At 66.5% G+C, this 18,607-nt stretch carries 16 protein-coding genes; 4 read left to right on the top strand and 12 right to left on the bottom strand.

Going from position 1 to position 18,607, the window contains the following annotated elements:
- Positions 1-137: 137 nt before the first annotated feature.
- The 6 genes from hutH to FBY31_RS16250 form a co-directional block, all read right to left on the bottom strand.
- On the bottom strand, positions 138-1,727 hold the full coding sequence (gene hutH / locus FBY31_RS16275) for a histidine ammonia-lyase (protein ID WP_142043248.1): 1,590 nt from the start codon (positions 1,725-1,727) through the stop codon (positions 138-140).
- A 74-nt stretch (positions 1,728-1,801) separates the two neighbouring features.
- Positions 1,802-3,499: a urocanate hydratase gene (locus FBY31_RS16270; protein WP_142043246.1), complete on the bottom strand. Its 1,698-nt coding sequence runs from the start codon at positions 3,497-3,499 to the stop codon at positions 1,802-1,804.
- Between the two features lie 226 nt (positions 3,500-3,725).
- A complete protein-coding gene (locus FBY31_RS16265; RefSeq protein WP_442858215.1) occupies positions 3,726-4,589 on the bottom strand; it encodes an IclR family transcriptional regulator in 864 nt (287 codons plus the stop codon).
- 176 nt (positions 4,590-4,765) lie between these two features.
- The gene (locus FBY31_RS16260) at positions 4,766-5,557 is read right to left on the bottom strand and encodes a ZIP family metal transporter (RefSeq protein ID WP_142043242.1); all 792 of its coding nucleotides are present in this window, start codon (positions 5,555-5,557) and stop codon (positions 4,766-4,768) included.
- A 264-nt stretch (positions 5,558-5,821) separates the two neighbouring features.
- The gene (locus FBY31_RS16255; RefSeq protein ID WP_142043240.1) at positions 5,822-6,385 is read right to left on the bottom strand and encodes a dihydrofolate reductase family protein; all 564 of its coding nucleotides are present in this window, start codon (positions 6,383-6,385) and stop codon (positions 5,822-5,824) included.
- Positions 6,386-6,598: 213 nt separating this feature from the next.
- The gene (locus tag FBY31_RS16250; RefSeq protein WP_142043238.1) at positions 6,599-7,570 is read right to left on the bottom strand and encodes an NAD(P)-dependent alcohol dehydrogenase; all 972 of its coding nucleotides are present in this window, start codon (positions 7,568-7,570) and stop codon (positions 6,599-6,601) included.
- Positions 7,571-7,823: 253 nt separating this feature from the next.
- Here FBY31_RS16250 and FBY31_RS16245 point away from each other — a divergent pair, with 253 nt between their 5' ends.
- Positions 7,824-9,305 (top strand): amino acid permease, encoded by a 1,482-nt coding sequence (locus FBY31_RS16245; RefSeq protein WP_200833384.1) that lies wholly within the window; start codon positions 7,824-7,826, stop codon positions 9,303-9,305.
- Positions 9,306-9,439: 134 nt separating this feature from the next.
- On the opposite strand, the gene FBY31_RS16240 is transcribed toward FBY31_RS16245, so the two are convergent.
- Positions 9,440-10,303, bottom strand: a complete 864-nt coding sequence (locus tag FBY31_RS16240) for an SDR family oxidoreductase (protein WP_142043236.1) — start codon at positions 10,301-10,303, stop codon at positions 9,440-9,442.
- A 98-nt stretch (positions 10,304-10,401) separates the two neighbouring features.
- Here FBY31_RS16240 and FBY31_RS16235 point away from each other — a divergent pair, with 98 nt between their 5' ends.
- Both FBY31_RS16235 and FBY31_RS16230 read left to right on the top strand, forming a co-directional pair.
- Complete coding sequence (locus FBY31_RS16235) at positions 10,402-10,791, top strand: winged helix-turn-helix transcriptional regulator (RefSeq protein ID WP_142043234.1); 390 nt, start codon at positions 10,402-10,404, stop codon at positions 10,789-10,791.
- A gap of 220 nt (positions 10,792-11,011) precedes the next feature.
- Complete coding sequence (locus FBY31_RS16230; protein ID WP_142043232.1) at positions 11,012-11,275, top strand: hypothetical protein; 264 nt, start codon at positions 11,012-11,014, stop codon at positions 11,273-11,275.
- Positions 11,276-11,280: 5 nt separating this feature from the next.
- Here FBY31_RS16230 and FBY31_RS16225 read toward each other — a convergent pair whose 3' ends face one another.
- Together FBY31_RS16225 and FBY31_RS16220 are read right to left on the bottom strand one after the other, a co-directional pair.
- Positions 11,281-12,030 (bottom strand): 3-hydroxybutyrate dehydrogenase, encoded by a 750-nt coding sequence (locus FBY31_RS16225; RefSeq protein WP_142043230.1) that lies wholly within the window; start codon positions 12,028-12,030, stop codon positions 11,281-11,283.
- A gap of 49 nt (positions 12,031-12,079) precedes the next feature.
- Positions 12,080-13,462, bottom strand: coding sequence for an MFS transporter (locus FBY31_RS16220; protein ID WP_142043228.1), 1,383 nt, complete (start codon positions 13,460-13,462; stop codon positions 12,080-12,082).
- A 130-nt stretch (positions 13,463-13,592) separates the two neighbouring features.
- Here FBY31_RS16220 and FBY31_RS16215 point away from each other — a divergent pair, with 130 nt between their 5' ends.
- Positions 13,593-14,504, top strand: coding sequence for a LysR family transcriptional regulator (locus FBY31_RS16215; RefSeq protein WP_142043226.1), 912 nt, complete (start codon positions 13,593-13,595; stop codon positions 14,502-14,504).
- Between the two features lies 1 nt (position 14,505).
- Here the strand turns inward: FBY31_RS16215 and FBY31_RS16210 are convergent, their stop codons facing one another.
- Genes FBY31_RS16210 through FBY31_RS16200 form a run of 3 tightly spaced genes read right to left on the bottom strand, consistent with a single transcriptional unit; the run spans position 14,506 to position 18,584 of the window.
- Positions 14,506-15,414 carry a spermidine synthase gene (locus FBY31_RS16210; RefSeq protein WP_142043224.1) on the bottom strand — a complete coding sequence of 303 codons (909 nt, stop codon included), beginning with the start codon at positions 15,412-15,414 and terminating at the stop codon, positions 14,506-14,508.
- A 48-nt stretch (positions 15,415-15,462) separates the two neighbouring features.
- Positions 15,463-17,076, bottom strand: coding sequence for a D-glycero-beta-D-manno-heptose 1-phosphate adenylyltransferase (gene rfaE2, locus FBY31_RS16205; RefSeq protein ID WP_142043221.1), 1,614 nt, complete (start codon positions 17,074-17,076; stop codon positions 15,463-15,465).
- Positions 17,073-18,584, bottom strand: a complete 1,512-nt coding sequence (locus FBY31_RS16200; protein ID WP_142043218.1) for an aldehyde dehydrogenase family protein — start codon at positions 18,582-18,584, stop codon at positions 17,073-17,075. Before FBY31_RS16200 ends, rfaE2 begins: the two co-directional genes overlap by 4 nt.
- Positions 18,585-18,607 lie beyond the last annotated feature (23 nt).

The raw sequence follows: 18,607 nt of genomic DNA, 5'->3' as shown, positions 1-18,607 counted from the left end.
TCTTCCGCCACAGCCTCTTTGATGTGACTTTTACTACACCTTCAGTTCTACTACACTCCCCGCCCGCCCGAGGGACTTGTCGATGGAAATTTCACCAGGCGGACGGTTAGCGCTTTCCTTCCGAACATTCTTCTTCTTTACGCGAGTACGCCGACGGCAGATTCGGCAGCCCGGCGTACCGTACCTGCCGCGACAAGCCGGTCCGCCGCTTCCAATTCGGGCGAGAGGAAGCGGTCCGTTCCCGGCCCGTCCACCACGGCGCGGAGTGCAGCGACGACGGCGGTACCTGCCGGCCCCGGGGTCAGCACTCCGCCGGAGAGCTGGGTGCGGATGTCCAGGGCGCGGGCGGAGGTCACCAGCTCGATAGCCAGGACGCGGCGCAGGTTCTCCACAGCTTTGCGCAGCTTGCGCGCGGCATGCCAGCCCATGGAGACGTGGTCTTCCTGCATGGCGGAGCTGGGGATGGAGTCGACAGACGCGGGAACAGCCAGCCGCTTGTTGTCGGACACAAGACCTGCCTGGGTGTACTGGGCGATCATCAGGCCGGAATCCACTCCCGGGTCAGCGGCGAGGAAAGCAGGAAGGCCATGGGAGCGGGCCGGGTCCAGCATCCTGTCCGTGCGCCGCTCGGCTATCGAGCTCAGGTCCGCGACGGCGATGGCCAGGAAATCCAGGACATATGCCACGGGGGCACCGTGGAAGTTGCCGTTCGAGCTCACCCGCCCGTCCGGCAGAACCACCGGGTTGTCGATGGCCGCGGCCAGTTCGCGCGACGCTACAAGGGCAGCATGGTCCAGTGTGTCCCTGACGGCGCCGGCCACCTGCGGGGCACAGCGGAGCGAGTAAGCGTCCTGCACCCGTGAGTCCCCCACCTTGTGGGAAGCCACGATGGGCGAATCCGACAGCATGCGCAGCATATTGTCGGCGCTTGCCGCCTGCCCAGGGTGGGGACGCAGCGCGGCGTGCAGCTCGGGCTGGAACACCTGATCGGTTCCCAGCAGGGCCTCGACGCTCAGCGCCGCGGTGATGTCCGCCGTCGTCAGCAGCTGGCGAAGGTCGGCGATGGCCATCAGGAGCATGCCCAGCATGCCCTCAGTGCCATTGACCAGTGCCAGGCCCTCCTTTTCGGCGAGCGTGACCGGTTCGATGCCGTGCTCGGCGAGAAGTGCGGCGACGGCGGGCCGGCCGGGTACGCCGTAGAGCCCGTCGGGGCCTTCCGCCTGGCCTTCACCCATCAGGACCAGGGCGCAGTGGGACAGCGGAGCGAGGTCCCCGGAGCAGCCCAGGGAACCGAATTCGCGGACCACCGGCGTGATGCCGGCGTTGAGGACATCCACCATGGTCTGCAGGACGACGGGGCGGACGCCGGTGCGGCCGGAGGCGAGGGTCTTGGCGCGCAGGAACATGATGCCGCGCACCACTTCGCGTTCCACGGCCGGGCCCATGCCGGCGGCGTGGCTGCGGATCAGGCTCTTCTGGAGCTGGGTGCGCAGTTCGTTGGGGATGTGGCGGTTGGCCAGGGCACCGAAGCCGGTGGAGATACCGTAGGCGGGCACGTCGCTCGCGGCCAGGTCGTCGATGTGCGCACGGACGTTGGCGACCGTTTCCAGCGCTTCCTCTGAGAGTGCCACCTTGGCGTTGTGGCGTGCAACGGCGACGACATCCTCCGGCGTCACGCCGGAGGAGCCGAGCGTGATGGTCAGCGGTTCGTGGGTGATTGCGGTCATTGAAGTTCCTTAAGTGAACCGGTGGTTGAGGCCGTCGAAACCTCTGGGATCTCGACAGGCTCGATCACCGAGGGTCAGCGGTTCTCGTTCATGGGGATGCGGACGCCGCGTTCCTTGGCGACGTCGAGGGCGCGCTCGTAGCCGGCGTCGGCGTGGCGGATGACGCCCATGCCGGGGTCGTTGGTGAGGAGGCGTTCGAGCTTCTGCGCGGCGAGGTCGGTTCCGTCCGCGACGGAGACCTGTCCGGCGTGGATGGAGCGGCCGATGCCAACGCCCCCGCCGTGGTGCAGCGATACCCACGTGGCCCCGGAGGCGGTGTTGAGCAGGGCGTTCAGCAGCGGCCAGTCGGCGATGGCGTCGGAGCCGTCGGCCATGGCTTCGGTCTCACGGTAAGGGGAGGCAACAGATCCGGAGTCGAGGTGGTCGCGGCCGATGACGATGGGCGCCTTGACCTTGCCTTCCTTGACGAGCTGGTTGAACAGCAGCCCGGCCTTGGCGCGTTCGCCGTACCCGAGCCAGCAGATCCGGGCCGGCAGGCCTTCGAACTCCACACGTTCACCGGCAGCGTCGATCCAGCGGTGCAGGTGCTTGTTGTCGGGAAAGAGCTCCTTGATGGCTTTGTCCGTGACGGCGATGTCGTCGGGATCGCCCGAGAGGGCCACCCAGCGGAAGGGGCCCAGGCCCTCGCAGAACAGGGGCCGGATGTAGGCCGGAACGAAGCCGGGGAATTCAAAGGCCCGGGTGTAGCCGCCCTTGCGTGCTTCGTCGCGGATGGAGTTGCCGTAGTCAAACACCTCGGCGCCGGCGTCCTGGAATTCCACCATGGCCTGGACGTGCCGTGCCATCGAAGCCTGGGCCTTTTTAGTGAACCCTTCGGGATCGGCCTCAGCTTCGCGGTGCCATTCCTTGACGGAGATTCCCTCGGGCAGGTAGGACAGCGGATCGTGCGCGCTGGTCTGGTCGGTGACGATGTCCACCGTGAGTTCGCCGGCCTTGTGGCGGCGCAGGATTTCGGGGAACACCTCGGCAGCGTTGCCCACGTAGCCCACGGACCAGCCGCGGCGCTCTTCCTTGGCCTTGAGCACCTTGGCGATGGCGGCGTCGAGATCTGTTTCCACTTCGTCGAGGTAGCGCTTGCCGGTGCGCCGGCGCAGGCGGGTCTCATCGACGTCGACGATCAGGCAGGCGCCCTCGTTCAGGGTAACTGCCAGCGGCTGGGCGCCGCCCATGCCGCCGCAACCGCCGGTCAGGGTGAGGGTGCCGGCAAGGGTGCCATCTTCGTCGCCGGTCAGCTTCCGGGCGATGGCGGCGAAGGTCTCGAAGGTGCCCTGCAGGATGCCCTGGGTGCCGATGTATATCCAGGACCCGGCGGTCATCTGGCCGTACATCATCAGGCCTTCGGCTTCGAGCCGGCGGAACTCGGGCCAGTTGGCCCAGTCGCCCACCAGGTTGGAGTTGGCCAGAAGCACGCGCGGGGCCCATTCATTGGTGCGGAATACACCCACCGGCTTCCCCGACTGGACCAGGAGGGTCTCGTCCTTTTCCATGGTTTCCAGGGTGCGGGTAATGGCGTCGAACGCAGCCCAGGACCGGACAGCGCGTCCGGTCCCGCCGTAGACCACCAGATCATCCGGGCGCTCGGCCACCTCGGGGTCCAGGTTGTTCATCAGCATCCGCAGCGGAGCTTCGGTCTGCCAGGACTTTGCCGTGAGCTTGGTGCCGCGGGCAGCTTTGACCGGGCGGGCACCGGTGGTGAAATCGGCGGGTGCCATGATGGCTCCTTTTCATCGTGAGTCTGTGTTGTGGAAGAAGATCTGTATCAACTAAAGCCCTTGCGGAAGGGGCTTTACAGGGGTTTCAGGCCGGTACTGTCCGGCATTCCAGACGCTGCCGCCATCTCGTTCCGCTATCAGTTTTGGTTGCCAAAAGGCCACCGCCCGGATGGGGACCCTAAGTGATAGCGCAACGGCTGGGGCGGGGCGGCTACCTTGTGCCTGGCTACTTTGCGGGGCGGCCGTGGAGCCGGATGGAGAGTTCGTCGGCGGCCTTTTGGACCCGGCCGGCCAGCACCGGCCATTCCTGCACGGGCAGCTTGTCCTCGAGGAAGGTGACGGCGACTGCCGCCGTCGGCCATCCAAGGTGGTCCGTTACAGCGGCGGCGATGGAACCGAAGCCAGGGGTGACCTCGCCATGTTCCGTGGCGTAGCCGCGCTGCCTGACCTGGTCCAGATGGGACGACAGAGCCGAGTACTTCATGATGGCGCCTTCCACCTCGTGCCGGGCCGTGAAGGCGGCGGCATTCGGATACAGGGCGCGCACCTGGGACTTGGGCAGCGCGGCCAGGATGGCGCGTCCGCTGGCAGTGAGGTGGCTGGGGAGCCGCACGCCGACGTCGGTCACCAGGGACGGGCGGTTCTTGGCCCGCTCCTCCACGATGTACAGCACGTCGCGTCCGTGCAGTACTGCCAGGTGCGCACTCTCACCGAGGGCATCGACGAGGCTCGCGAGCAAGGGCCGGCCGAGCCGGGAGAGCGGTTCCTGCCGCGAGTAGGCGGAACTCAGCTCGAAGGCACTGATCCCGAGTCCGTACCGCTGCTCCTCGTGCAGGTGGAGCACGAAACCGTTCGCCTCCATCACTCCCAGCAGGTGATAGACGCTCGACCGGGGCAGGCCCAGGGAAGAGGCAATTTGCGATGCCGCCATCGGCCCCCGCCGGGAAGCCAGCAGCTTGAGGATGCGAAGCGTGTTTTCGGCAGCGGGGACCTTCGATGCCGCCTTTGAGGCCGCTTTTGATGCGTTGACTGCCTGCGGCGCTGGTTCCGTAGCTAACACCGGACCCTCCTTCGTATTTCGCGGGAACACCACGGCGCTATCCGGGATCTCGTACTTAAGCATGCCCCCTTATTGGCTTCCTGATTCGCACGTAAATACTCGTGCTGTCTGAAATACCAGACCCAGGCGGGCGCTGCCACCTGCAGCAGGCAGCCAGATTGTCGGCACGGCAGTGACCCTCCCGCAGCGACCGGTTCTTCCCCTGCTCAGGCCAAGGACAGTACGAACGAAAGCACAAAGCCGGCGGCGGTACTAAGGGCGACGGCGGGTCCGCCGTGTTCGTACGCCTCGGGCATCAGGGTGTCCGCGAGCGAGGCAATCACCGCACCGGCGGCGAAGGCCAGTGGCAAGGAGATTGTTTCGGGGTCGCTGCCCGACAGTGGCCCTGCGCCGACGACGACGGCGATCGCCAGCAGGACGGCGCAGACAAGCCAGAGTCCGATGATCGCTCCGGCAGATTTGCCTTGGCTCCGCATGGAGGACGCTCCCACCAGCGCCTCGGGCAGGTTGGACACAAAGATTGCCGCCAGCAGGGCAAGCCCGCCGGTCCCCTCCCCCAGGGAAACGCCCAGCGCAATGTTCTCCGGGACGCCGTCGAGGGTAACGGCCGCCAGAAGCGCCATCCCTGCGGCGCCTCGCGTGGAGGTAGCGGCAGGTGCATGCTCTGTGGCGGCCGCATCGGTGTCCAGTTTGGCGCTGCCCCGGTACTCGTCTGCGGGGGCGGGCTTGGAAGTCGGCTGCGCCCAGCGGTCGAGCAGTGCGCTCAGCACGGTGAAAACTACCGCGCCGGCGATAAGTCCGCCGGCCGCGCGGATGATTCCGCCGCGTTGGTAGGCGTCCTCAAAGAGTTCGAAGGTCAGGGCCGTGATCAGCGCGCCTGCGGCGAAGGACAGGAGGATCGCCAGCACCCGCTTTGGCAGTTCGAAACGCACACCGATGAGCGCGCCCACCACGAGGGCGCTGGAAGCCACAACACCGAAAAGCAGCGACATTCCCACAGCGTCAGTATAGGGAGCGGGCTACCGAATGAGCCATGGCCTGCAGGGATTGGTGCCCCCCCTTGCGACCAAACCGCGCACAGGCAAGATTCCCAGTCCGAACTGCGAAGGCTATCACGTGGAGGGTTCCTCGCCTGGGTCCCTATCCCGACGGATCGTCTGCGTGAAGAGCGGGATTCGGCAGGAATGTCATGATCGCCTCGGAACACAGCGCCACGAGATCCTTGGGTGGCCAGAAGCCCGCGCTGATCCGGCGTCGGGCACTCAGCGCCTGGTCTCGTACCTGGTCAAGAGAACGCCGTCGGGAAACGTCCGGGCCTCCACCAGGCTCAGGTTCACCCAGTTGTCCAGGGCTGTGAAGAACGGCGTGCCGCCCCCCACCAGCACCGGATGGGTGACGATCGCGTACTCGTCGATCAGCCCGGCCCGCATGGCCGCCGCGGCGAGTGTGGCACCGGCGATGTCCATGGAGCCGCCGTCGTCGGCCTTGAGCCGGGTGATCTCGGTGACCGCGTCGCCGGTGACCAGGCGGGTGTTCCAGTCGACCGTCCTGGTCTTCGACGAGAACACCATTTTCGGCATGTCCCGCCAGCGGCGGGCGAACTCGATCTGCGCCGGTGTGGCGCCAGGCTGCTGGTCGGCGGTCGGCCAATGGGAGCTCATCGTCTCCCACAGTTTGCGCCCGTACAGCGCCAGGCCCGTCACCGCCACCCGGTCGGACCACCATTGGAACAGCTCGTCGCTCGGCACGCTCCAGCCGAGGTCGTCGCCCGGCGCCGCGATATAGCCGTCCAGGCTCACGTTCATGCCGAAGGTCAGTTTGCGCATGGCGTCAGTTTCCCGTGAGTCAGTATCCGTTGTACAGACCGGCACAGCGCGGAAAAATCATCGGTCAGGCCAAATCGAGGGCCAGTTGACCATCACGCCAAGCAGACCCTCGGCCCGGCCATGCGACACAAAGCGATCACAGAACGCCGCCATTCATGGGCAAACTCCACACCCCAGGTGCGGCTTGCCTCGGACATTAGTGCCGTGGCCCGCTCAGACCCTGACCACTACCTTGCCGCGTGCCCGCCCCTCGCGGAGGTACTGGATGGCGGCCGGCGCTTCGGCGAGAGGGAAGACCTTGTCGACGGCTGGCTTCACGCTGCCGGCGTCGATCAGCGATGCGAGGGCTTCAAGATCCAGGTGCGTTTCCTTCGCCACAAGCCCTTTGAGTTTCTGCCCGGAGAACAGTGAAGCAAACGGCGCTCGAAGGGACCGCTCAAAGCCGCCGGTCAGCTTGCCGCCCCCTTCACCGCCGACAATCACCAACCTGCCCTTCGGCGCCAGAGCGGCACGCAGGACGGACAGCCTACGGTTGCCGGCCATGTCCAGGATGACGTCGTACAGCATTCCGGCCGCGGCGATATCGGACTTTGTGTAGTCGATGACGGCATCCGCCCCGAGGGACCGGACAAGCTCAACCTTGCCGGTACTGCAGACTCCTGTGACCTCCGCTCCAAAAGCCTTGGCCAGTTGGACTGCGAAGGAGCCAACTCCCCCACCCGCTCCGATGATGAGCACCTTCTGGCCCACGGTAATCTCGCCGGCATCCCGGACAGCCTGAAGTGCGGTGACGGCGGAAATGGGTGCCGCGGCCGCTTCCTCGAACGAGAGGCTGGCGGGCTTCCGTGCCACCTTGTCCTCCTTCGCGCAGACGTATTCGGCGAAGGACCCGTCGCAGGTTCCGTAGACCTCGTCACCAGCAGCGAAGCGGGTCACTCCGCCGCCCACGGCCTCCACAACGCCCGCCACTTCCCGTCCACGGACGGGAACCTTGGGCTTCTTCAGGCCGTAGCCGAAGAGCCGGACCAAATACGGCAACCCGGTCATCAGGTGCCACACGCCCTGGTCGATACCGGCGGCCCTCACGCGGATGAGTACCTCACCCTCGCGGGGCACCGGCCGGGCGATGTCCCGCAACTCGAGCACGTCTGCTGATCCATACACGTCCTGCACGATTGCCTTCATCACCGATCTCCTTCGGGCTGCTGGTACTCGGCACAAACCTCAAGCAGTTCATCCGCCCAGTTCAAGGCCGCCCCTCAAACCAAGGAAATGCAGGAGTCGAGTCAAGGGTTGTGCGCCCTTGAACCCGAAAAGCCTGCGAATCAGCGCTTCGTCTGAGATCAAAGACACCAAGCCCCCGTGAGGCTCATCACGTCGCCCGCGGAGGTGCTCTGCTGGTAAGCGGCTCCCCTCCCAAAGACGAGAAGGTATTTGTATGCAACCAGCACCAAACCCAACCAGGAACGAAAGTGCCGCCGGAAAGCAGAACCCTGCTGCCGCCGTCGGAAGCGTCCTGAACCGGGGGCTGAACGTGCGCCACATCAGGTTCATGGCCTTGGGTTCTGCGATCGGCACGGGCCTGTTCTATGGTTCAGCCTCCGCAATGCAAAAGGCCGGCCCGGCCGTACTGCTGGCCTACATCATCGGCGGCGCGGCAGTATTTATGGTGATGCGCGCGCTCGGTGAAATGGCCGTCCGGCACCCGGTGTCCGGCTCCTTCGGCCAGTACGCCAGCCGCTACCTCGGCCCGCTGGCAGGGTTCGTGACCGGCTGGACCTACGTGTTCGAAATGGCCATCGTCGCGATCGCGGATGTGACGGCGTTCAGCATCTACATGGGTTTCTGGTTCCCGCAGGTGGAGCGCTGGGTCTGGATCCTGGCGATCATCTTCTTCCTGGCCGCCCTGAACCTGCTGAGCGTCAAGGTCTTCGGCGAACTCGAGTTCTGGTTCTCCCTCATCAAGGTGGCGGCCATCATCGCCATGATCGCCGGCGGCGCTGCCATTATCGTGTTCGGCTTCCAGGCTGCCGGTACAACTGTCACGCCAGGCCTGGGCAATCTCGTGGAGCACGGCGGATTCCTCCCGTTCGGCTTCGAAGGGCTGCTGGCCTCCTTCGCCGTGGTGATGTTCGCCTTCGGCGGGATCGAGACCCTCGGCATCACCGCCGGCGAGGCCGCAGACCCCAAGAAGGTCATCCCCAAGGCAGTCAACACCGTCCCCGTGCGCGTCCTGCTGTTCTACGTCCTCACCCTGGGCGTGCTCATGAGCCTCTTCCCGTGGAATGAGATCGGCAGCAACGGCAGCCCCTTCGTGCAGATCTTCAGCGGGCTGGGCATCCCTGCGGCCCCGCACATCCTGAACGCCGTGGTGATCACCGCGGCACTCTCCGCCATCAACAGCGACATCTTCGGCGCCGGACGCATCCTCTTCGGACTCTCCCGCCAAGGCCATGCCCCGGCCGCCTTCGGCAAGGTGTCCCGGCACGGGGTGCCGTGGATGACGGTAGTGATGATGGCCGGGATCCTCCTGGTGGGTGTGGTCCTGAACGCCGTCATCCCCGAGGACGTCTTTATCCTCATCGCATCCATCGCAACATTCGCCACCGTCTGGGTCTGGGTGATGATCCTTGCCTCCCACGTGGCCATGAAGCGGGAAATCGCGCGCAGTGGACTGCCGGCGTCGGAATTCCCTTCGCCCTGGTGGCCGGCCGCCTCCGTCCTGACCATCGCCTTCATGGCGCTGGTGATCGCCGTCCTCGGCGCCTTCGAAGACACCCGGATAGCCCTCTATGTGGGCGGCGCGTGGCTGGCCTTCCTCATCCTTGCGTACCGTTTGTGGATCAAGGGTGACGGACGACGGCGGGCCGAGCTGGTGGACGAAACGTCACCGCTGCCGGTGGTCACTTCAGTGGAGTAAGCCTCGTCAGCCGGGGCTGCTTCCGTCAGGGTCACCGCTCCGGGCGTTGATGATTTGCCTTGGCGGCACCCTGGCCCTGCCAGGGACCAAGTCCTGGCTGCCAGGCGGGCAAGGCCGGGCAGCCAGGTCCCAGGTCAGGCAGAAGCAGCGGCGGCGCGCACAGCGTCACGGAGGGAAGTAGCCGGGCGTCCGATCAGCTTGCGCAGGTCCCCGGTGCTGACCAGGAGGTCACCGCGGGCAATGCCGGAATCGGAATCGGCGAGGATTTCTGCGAACGCCTCCGGAACTCCAAAGCCGGTCAGCAGTCCGGCGTATTCCTGTACCGGGAGGTCCTGGTACGAGATGTGCTTTCCTGCGGCGGCGCTGATCTCGGCTGCAAGCTCTGCCATAGTGAACGGCTCGTCGCCGCCCAACTCGTAGATCTTGCCGGCCTGGCCGTCGGCAACCAGGACAGCGGCAGCCGCGTGGGCGTAGTCGGCCCGGGATGCCGCGCTGACCCGGCCGTCCCCGGCGCTTCCTGCGATGGCACCTTGGGCAAGCGTGCCGGGCAGCTGGTCCGTGTAGTTCTCCAGGTACCAGCCGTTGCGCAGGAGGACGAACGGAATGCCGGATTCCCGCAGGATGGTCTCCGTGGCCTGGTGCTCGGCTGCCAGCTTCATGCCGGTGGTGTCTGCGTTGGCGATGCTGGTGTAGGCGAGCAGTTCAACGCCCGCCACCTTTGCGGCCTCGATGACGGTGCGGTGCTGCTCCACCCGCTGGCCCACCTCGCTGCCGGAAATGAGGAGGACTTTGGCAGCACCCCTTAGGGCTGCGGCAACCGAGGCGGGATCAGCGTAATCCATGGCCCTGACCTGCACGCCGCGCTCCGCAAAGTCTGCGAGCTTTTCAACGGAGCGCCCCGCGGCCACGATCTCCTGCGCGGGAACATTGCGCTCCAGCAGTGCCTCGACTACGTGACGGCCCAGCTGGCCGGTTGCGCCAGTAACAACGATGCTCATGATTTTCCTTCCGTTGGGGATTGGTCCATGGGGCACAACCATGATTCCTTCCGGATACTTCCCCAAAGAGAGTACGCACTTTGAGGTAAGGTACTGGCATGGAAGTAAGTAATGGTGCCCCAGCGCTTGCCGCACCCCTTCCCGTCGCGCTTGCCGACGGCGTTTTCCCGGCAGGGTGCCTCAGCCGGACAGTGCTGGACCACATCACGAGCAAATGGGGCGTGCTGATCCTGCTCGCGTTGTCCGAAGGTGAGCAGCGGTGGAGTGAACTGCGACGGCGGGCCGAGGGCGTCAGCGAAAAGATGCTGGCCCAGACCCTCAAGACCCTTGAGCGTGACGGTTTGATCAGCCGGAAAGCCCAGCCGGTGATCCCGCCCCGGGTGGATTACAGCCTCACGGAGCGCGGCTATGAACTGAGCGCCCTGCTGGTTCCGCTGGTCGCCTGGGCCTTCGAGAACGCGGAAGAGATCGTCAACGGGCAGCGCTGACCCGGCGCGGATCACCTGAGCTGGCGAGTATGCCGGAACAGGCGAGTATGACCGCTTGAGAAAAGCGAGTACATGTTACTGGTGTGACTGATGTGAATAGCGCCTAGCTTTGAAGTAAGGTGCCAACCGGAGTGGGAGGGCCGCCCTCTGCTGGGAGCGTTCCGGTTAACCTGCACCGCCAGTGGGTGGCTGCGCTGCCGCCCGCAAGGAGTTGGTACGCATGGTTAAGACTTTTGTCCCCGACCAGGCCAGCATGGGCCAGCCCATCAGCCTTGCCACTGTTGCAGCCAGAGCCTGGAACCGGGCAAGGGCCACCTTCACCCCTGCGTCCCCGTACAAGATCGGGGACGCAGTAGTGGGGGACGATCCGTTTAATGGCCGGTGCGAGGGAATAGTAGTGGTCCAGCAACGAAACTCCGTGGGCGTGAAAACCGCCCACGGAGTGGTGTTCTACGACCACCGGCAGCTGAGGCAGCTGGACTAAGGTTCTTACCGCGCAGACCAGCCGCCATCCATCGTGTAGCTGGCGCCGGTGACCATGCCGGCGTGGTCGGAGGCCAGCCAGGCCGCCAGGGAGGCAACCTCCTCAGGCTCCACCAGGCGCTTGATGGCGGACTCCGTGAGCATCACCTTGGCCAGCACCTCGGATTCGGGGATGCCGTGCACCTGGGCCTGGTCCGCGATCTGCTTCTCCACCAGTGCCGTCCGGACGTAGCCAGGGTTGATGCAGTTGGACGTGACGCCGTGGTCGCCGCCTTCGAGTGCCGTCACCTTGCTCAACCCTTCCAGGCCGTGTTTGGCGGAAACGTACGCGCTTTTGAACGGCGAAGCCCGGATCCCGTGCACGGAGGACAGGTTGATGATGCGGCCAAACCCATTGGTGTACATGTGCGGCAGCGCGGCCCGGATCAGCAGGAACGGCGCCTCCAGCATCAGGGCAATGATCCGGCGGAACTGCACGGGATCAAACTCCTCGATGGGGCTGATGCGCTGGATCCCGGCATTGTTCACCAGGATGTCGCAGTCCAGGCTCAGGGTGGCGAGCGCGTCCACGTCCAGCAGGTCAACGGCCCAGGAGGTGCCGCCCACCTCGTCCGCGAGCGCGGCGGCGCCGGCGGAGTCGACGTCGGCCACCACCACTTTCGCTCCCCGCGCTGCCAGCTCCCTGACGCACGCGGCACCGATTCCGCTGGCTCCCCCGGTGACCAGGGTCTTCCGGCCATTCAAAGTGTGTTCCATCGCAGATTCCTTGTACTCGTCCAACAGACTGTCCAGCCGCTCCAGCAGCTCAGCGTGTCCTGGCGGGCAGCAGGCCTTCGCGGGCGGCGTCGGCCTTGTCCACTTCCTCCAGGGCAATGCCCTTGGTCTCCCGCAGGCTCAGCACGGCTGCCGCGGTGATGGCGCACGCCACTACCAGGTAAATCGCAGTGGGCAGCCACGAGCCCGTGTCCTTCAGCCACTGGGTGGCCAGCAGCGGCGCGAGCGAGCCGGCGAAGATGGAGGTCACCTGCGAGCCGAGCGATACGCCTGAGTAGCGCATGCGGGTGGGGAACAGTTCGGCCATAATGGCGGGCTGGCCTGCGTACATAAACGCGTGGAGGCACAGTCCGAGGGTCACGGCTGCCACGATGACCACCGGGCTGCGGGTGTCGAACATCGGGAAGGCGAAGAACGGCCAGGCCGCGCCGGAGATGGCACCGAACAGGTACACGGGCTTGCGTCCGAATTTGTCCGCCAGGCGCCCCACCTGCGGAATGACCAGGAAATGGATGACGTGGGCGATCAGCAGGGCCAGCAGGAGCGAGGACGTGTCGTACTTGTGGACGGTCTTGAGGTAGACGATCGCGAAGCTGACCACCAGGTAGTACATGATGTTTTCGGCGAAGCGCAGGCCCATGGCCTGGAAGATGCCCTTGGGGTACTTGCGGACCACTTCGAAGACGCCGTAGCTGACGGCCTGCTCCTTCTCCACCAGGGCCTTGGCCTCCAGGAAAATGGGGGCTTCGGTGACGTGGGTGCGGATGTAGTAGCCGACGAACACGATCACGGCGGAGAGCCAGAACGCCACGCGCCAGCCCCAGCCGAGGAACGCCTCGCTGCTGAGGGTGGTGGACATGATGAACAGCACGAGCGTCGCCAGGAGGTTGCCCACCGGCACGGCGGCCTGGGGCCAGCTGGACCAGAAGGCGCGTGACTTGTTGGGGCTGTGCTCGGCAACGAGAAGCACGGCGCCGCCCCATTCACCGCCCAGCGCGAAGCCCTGGATGAAACGCAGTGCCACCAGCAGGGCCGGCGCCAGGTAACCGATCTCGGCGAAGCCCGGCAGGCAGCCCATCAGGAACGTTGCCACGCCCACAATCACGATGGTGAGCTGCAGCGTGGGCTTGCGGCCCAGCTTGTCGCCGATCTGCCCGAACACGATGCCGCCGAGCGGGCGTGCAACGAAGCCGACGGCGTAGGTGAGGAAGGCCTGGATGATGCCGTCCAGTTCGTTCCCCGTGGCCGGGAAGAAGTACTTGCCGAACACCAGGGTGGCGGCGGTGGCGTAGAGGAAGAATTCGTACCACTCCACTACCGTGCCCACCATGGAGGCGGCCACGATCTTCTTCAATCCGGATCCTTTGGACGCAGGTCCGGCAGTGTTGTCCGCCGGGCGTTGTTCAACGCTCATGGGGTCTCTCCTTAGTGTCCACGATGACACGTGCTGTGATCTCCAGCACTAATGGCTTCACTGAGTATTACTGCACAGGCACGGAGCTTCAATGACCAATCAAGCACCGAGTGTGTGCAGAATTGCAGATATGAAAGCCAACCCCGATGACTTGCTGGTCCTCCTCGCGGTGTCCCGATCCGCAAAATTCACGACGGCGGCACAGGCCCTGGGCCTCAACCACACCACCGTCTCACGGCGGATAGCCGCACTGGAGAAGGCGCTCGGCGGCAGGGTCCTGGCCCGCGCCACCGGCGGCTGGGAGCTGACCGACCTCGGCGCCCGGGCCGTGCAGGTGGCCCAACAGGTGGAGGCGGTGGTGGGCACGCTGGGAGCGGCAGGGCAGGCGCCCGACCCGATCACCGGCGTCGTCCGCATGACGGCGACGGACGGGTTCAGCGCCTACATTGCGGCGCCGGCCGTGGCCCGGCTGCGGCGAGAACACCCCGGCCTGAGCGTGGAGGTGGTGACCATGACCCGGCGGGCGCTGCAGCAGCGCTCCGGGCTGGACATCGAAGTGGTGGTGGGCGAACCGCAGGTGCACCGGGCGGAGGCTGTGCGGCTGGGCGACTACATGCTGGGGATGTATGCCTCCCGCGCCTACCTCAATGAGCACGGAACCCCGGCCAGCGTGGCCGAACTCAACGAACACCCGCTGGTCTATTTCGTGGACTCGATGCTGCAGGTGGACGATCTGGACGCGCCGCGCCGGCTGGTGCCCGCCATGCGCGACGGCCTGACGTCCACCAATGTCTTTGTCCACGTGGAGGCAACCCGCGCGGGAGCCGGGATCGGTTTCCTGCCCTGCTTCATGGGCGATCTCCACGAGGACCTGGTGCGCCTTCTGCCCGCCGAAATCGCCGAACTGCTGCCGTACTGGATGGTGCTCCGGCCCGATTCGATGCGGCGCCCGGCCGTGGCCGCCGTGGTCCAGGCGCTCCGGGAACAGATGGCGGAGCACCGGGATTGGCTGCTGGGCCGGGGGAAGGACGCTGCCGGTTGAGCTACTCCGCCGGCGGGTCGTGGCGGACCGGCGAGCCGGCGGCGAACGCCCGGACCTGGGCGTCGTCCCAGAGGTGGGCCGGAACGGCGCCGCCCAGCAGCCGGCGGTGCAGCTTCGGGTCGTCACCAAAAGGGGTATCGCTGCCGGCCATCACCATGTTCCCGTAGCGGCGGCCCTTGAGCATGGCGGGGTCAGCGATGATCACGGTGTGCTTGAAGGCAGCGGCGATGGTGGCAGCGTCCTCGCGGGCGTTCTTGAGGTCCGGGGCGTCGCCGGAGTTCACCACGTAGAGTCCGCCGGGTGCCAGGACGTGCTTGACGTGCTGGTTGAACTCCGCAGTGGTCAGCGCGCGCGGGGTGAAGGCACCGGCGAAAACGTCCCGGATGATGAAGTCGCGGGTTTCCGGGGTCAGCGTTTCGGTGACCCCGCGGGCCTCCCCCACCCGCAGGCGCAGCAGCGGCGCCTTGGGCAGGTCGAACCAGCCGCGCACATACTCCGCGAGCTTGCCGTCCAGCTCCACCACCACCTGCCGGGCCTCGGGGTAGACGGCGTGGAAGTAGCGGGCCAGTGAGCAGGCACCGCCGCCCAGGTGCAGGCCACGGAGTTTGGGCCTGGTCCCCGATATGCCCGACGGCGGCCAGCGCGACTCGATGAGTGCGGACATCCACCGCATGTACTCGAAGTCCAGGAACAGCGGGTCCGCCAGGTCGATGTGCGAGCTCATCACGCCGTTGATCTTCAGGAGCCAGCCGGTGGAATTGTCCTGGTCGGCGATCAGTTCGCAGTCCCCGGTGTCGATGTAGTACACGCCTTCAACGGGTCCGCTCTGGCGGGAACCCGCGGGCAAATCCACCACGCCGGCAACCGAGCGGCTGCTGTTCCGGCCGCCTGACCTTCCGCCTTTTGCCATTACCCGTGCCACGCTTCACTCATGGTTCAACCTTAGTTGCCGGGCACTTTAGTTACCGGGCACGGCTCCTTCGCCCTCGCGGATCCGCTTCACCACTGCGGTGGTGGACCGCTCGGCCACGTAGTCCAGGATGGCCACGCGGCCGCCGTATTCCTCCACCGCAGGCGTTTCGGCCAGCATCTCCGGGGTGTAGTCCCCGCCCTTGGCATAGACCTCGGGCCGGAGCTGCCGGATCAAGGGCGCCGCCGTGGGGGTGTCAAACACCGTCACGTAGTCCACGCAGCTCAGGGCCGCCACCACGGCAGCACGGTCCGCCATCGAGTTAATCGGCCGGCCGGCACCCTTGAGTTTCCGCACGGAATCGTCACTGTTCAGCGCCACCACCAGGACGTCACCCAACTGCTTGGCCTGGTTGAGGTAGCGGGTATGGCCGCTGTGCAGCACGTCGAAGCAGCCGTTGGTGAGGACAATTCGCTGGCCCTCGGACCGGTGCAGCTCCAGCTGCCGTTCCAGTTCATCGGCGCCAAGTGCGGTGTCAGCGAAGGCCTTAAGGTACCGGCTGAGCTGGCCGGTACTGCAGACTGAGGTGCCCGGCTGGTGCACCACCACGTCCGCGGCCGACTGGGCAAGGTCCAGGCTCGCCGTCAGCGGCAGCCCGGCCGAGCGCGCCAGCGTCAGCGCCGCCACGAACGTGTCGCCGGCCCCGGAAGCCTGCTTCTCGGCTGCCGGGCGGGCCCAGGTACGGTGCGTCACGCCGTCGGGCCTTAACAGCACCGTGCCGTCGCGGTCCAAGGTGACCACCACGGCACCCGCACCCGTAGCTTCCAGCAACTCCTCCGCGTGCTGGCTGACCGCGTCGACCCTCTCCTGGCCGTCCGGCAGCCGGAGGTCCAGCATCCGCGCGGTTTCCTGCGCGTTGGGCGTTACCAGGTCCGGGCGGAGCGGCGCCCAGGGACGGGGGTCATGGGAGTCGACCACCAGCAGCGGACGGTCCCCGCCGGGAACGGGGGCCTTCCCCAGCGCTTCGATCAAACCCTTGCGGACGGGATCGGCGAGTACCCCGTTGCCGTAGTCGCACACCAGCACCGCGTCCTGGCGTTCGACGGCGGCGCGCACCGAAGCGGCGAGTGCGGCCAGCGCCTCGGCCGGCACCGTCGTGGCGGAGTCGTCGAGGCGGAGCATCACCTGCCCGCCGCTGCTGATCCGGATTTTGGTGGTGGTCACCATGTCCGGGTGGCTGTGCAGGTAGGCCACGTCGATGCCTGCCGCTACGAGCTGGCTGCGCAGGTCCTCGCCGGCGTCATCGGTTCCGATGATGCCGGCCACCGAGACCCGGGCCCCGAGGGCAGCCAGGTTCATGGCCGTGTTGGCTGCCCCGCCGGGAACTGATTCACGGACGTGGATATCCACCACCGGCGCCGGGGCTTCCCGGCACAGCCGTTCGATGCTGCCGCTCCACCAGCCATCAAGCATGAGGTCGCCGATCACCAGGATGCCCGGTTCTTCTGCTGCCAGCCGGCCGGGGAGCCACTCCGACAATGCGCGCTGGCTGCCCAGGTCCGCCAGGGCGGGGTCCACCAGGGCGGGGTCCAGCGGCAGGTTCTCGGGGTGGGCGGGGACGTCTGCAGGGTCCACCGGCAGGTTGTCGGGCGAGAGGCTCATGGCTCGTCCCGCTCCGCAGCCACGGCTTCCCCGGCAGCTGCGGACTCCTGGCCATCCGCAGCTGCGCTATCGAAAACTGCGGGCGGCGCCGCGATGTGCACCACTTTCACGCGGCTGAACTCGTCCAGGAGCTCCGGGCCATAGCCGAAGCCGGCGCCACTTTCGCCGCGCGGCTGGGCCGCGCCGCCCGGGGCGCCGCCGAACACTTCGTTGATCTTGACGGTGCCCACCGGGAGTGCGGCCACCGCCTGCTGGATGTGGGCGATGTTGCCGCTCAGGACTGTGGCGGCCAGGCCGTACCTGCCGCTGCAGGCGAGCCGCAGCCCGTCGTCGAACGATTTCACCACCTGCACCGGTGCGACGGGCCCGAAGGTTTCCTCGGTCATGATCTGCATTTCGTCGGTGCAGCCGAGGAGGACGGTGGCCGGGTAGAAGGAGCCCGGGCCGTCCGGAAGGGCGCCGCCCTCCACCACCCGCGCCCCCTGCCGCAGCGCGTCAGCCACCTGGGAATGGACCTCGTCCCGCATCCGGAGATCCACCAGCGGCGCGACGGTCCCGCTGTTGTTACGAAGTGCTGCTTCGGCTTCCAGGGCCGTGCAGAATTCCGCGGCAATGGCCTCATGGACGTAGATCCGCTCCACTGCCACGCAGATCTGGCCGCTGTTGCTGAAGGCACCGATCGCGGCCTGCCCGGCTGCCCACCCGGGGTCAACGTCGCCGTCCACCAGCAGCGGGTCGTTGCCGCCGTTCTCCCGGATGACGTGGGCTCCCGTGAGCGCCCCTGCCCTCGCGATCCGCGCACCGGAAGCACTCGAACCGACATGCGCGATCACATCAACCTCGGACTGGGCCAGGAGCGCACCTGCGCCGGCGCCGCCGGACACCGTCTGGAAAACGCCAGGCGGAAAAGCGGGTGCGAGCACCTCCCCCAATGCCTCACCAAGCCGCGGGCAGCGCTCGCTCGGCTTGTGCACCACGGTGTTGCCGGTGGCCAGTGCGGCACCGATCAGGCCGCAGGCCACCGCTACAGGATCATTCCAGGGTGTCAGGAGGACCGCGACACCGCGGGGCTCGGCCACGGTGTAATCGGCGGCGAGCCGGTTGCCCCGCAGGCTGTGCCCGCGGTGGACAGGACCGAGCTCCGCGTACTGCTCCAGGGTGGAAACCCCCGCGCCGATGCCGGCGACGGACTCTTCAACCGGCCGGCCCGTTTCGCTGAAGTTCAGCTCGGCAAGTTCCTGCGCGGCTGCCTCGAGTGCCTTCGCAGCCTTCCGGAGGGCGGCGCCCCGCTCTGCCGGCGCAGTGGAGGCCCACTCCGCAGCAGCACGGCGCGCCACCTCTACGGCATGCGACACCGCGTCCGGTTCGGCCTCCGGTACGGTCCACAGGACGTCACCGGTCCGTGGGTTCCGGATGGTGATGCCGTTGGTGTCAGTTATTTCCGCTTCTGCAGTGGAATCCTGTGCAGTGGAATCTTGTGCAGTGGTATCCGTGGCAATGCTGGGCATGATGTTCCTCCCGTCGGTTCCGG

The sequence above is a fragment of the Arthrobacter sp. SLBN-100 genome (assembly GCF_006715305.1).
GTDB lineage: Bacteria > Actinomycetota > Actinomycetes > Actinomycetales > Micrococcaceae > Arthrobacter.
This window is presented reverse-complemented; position numbering and strand designations above follow the sequence as displayed.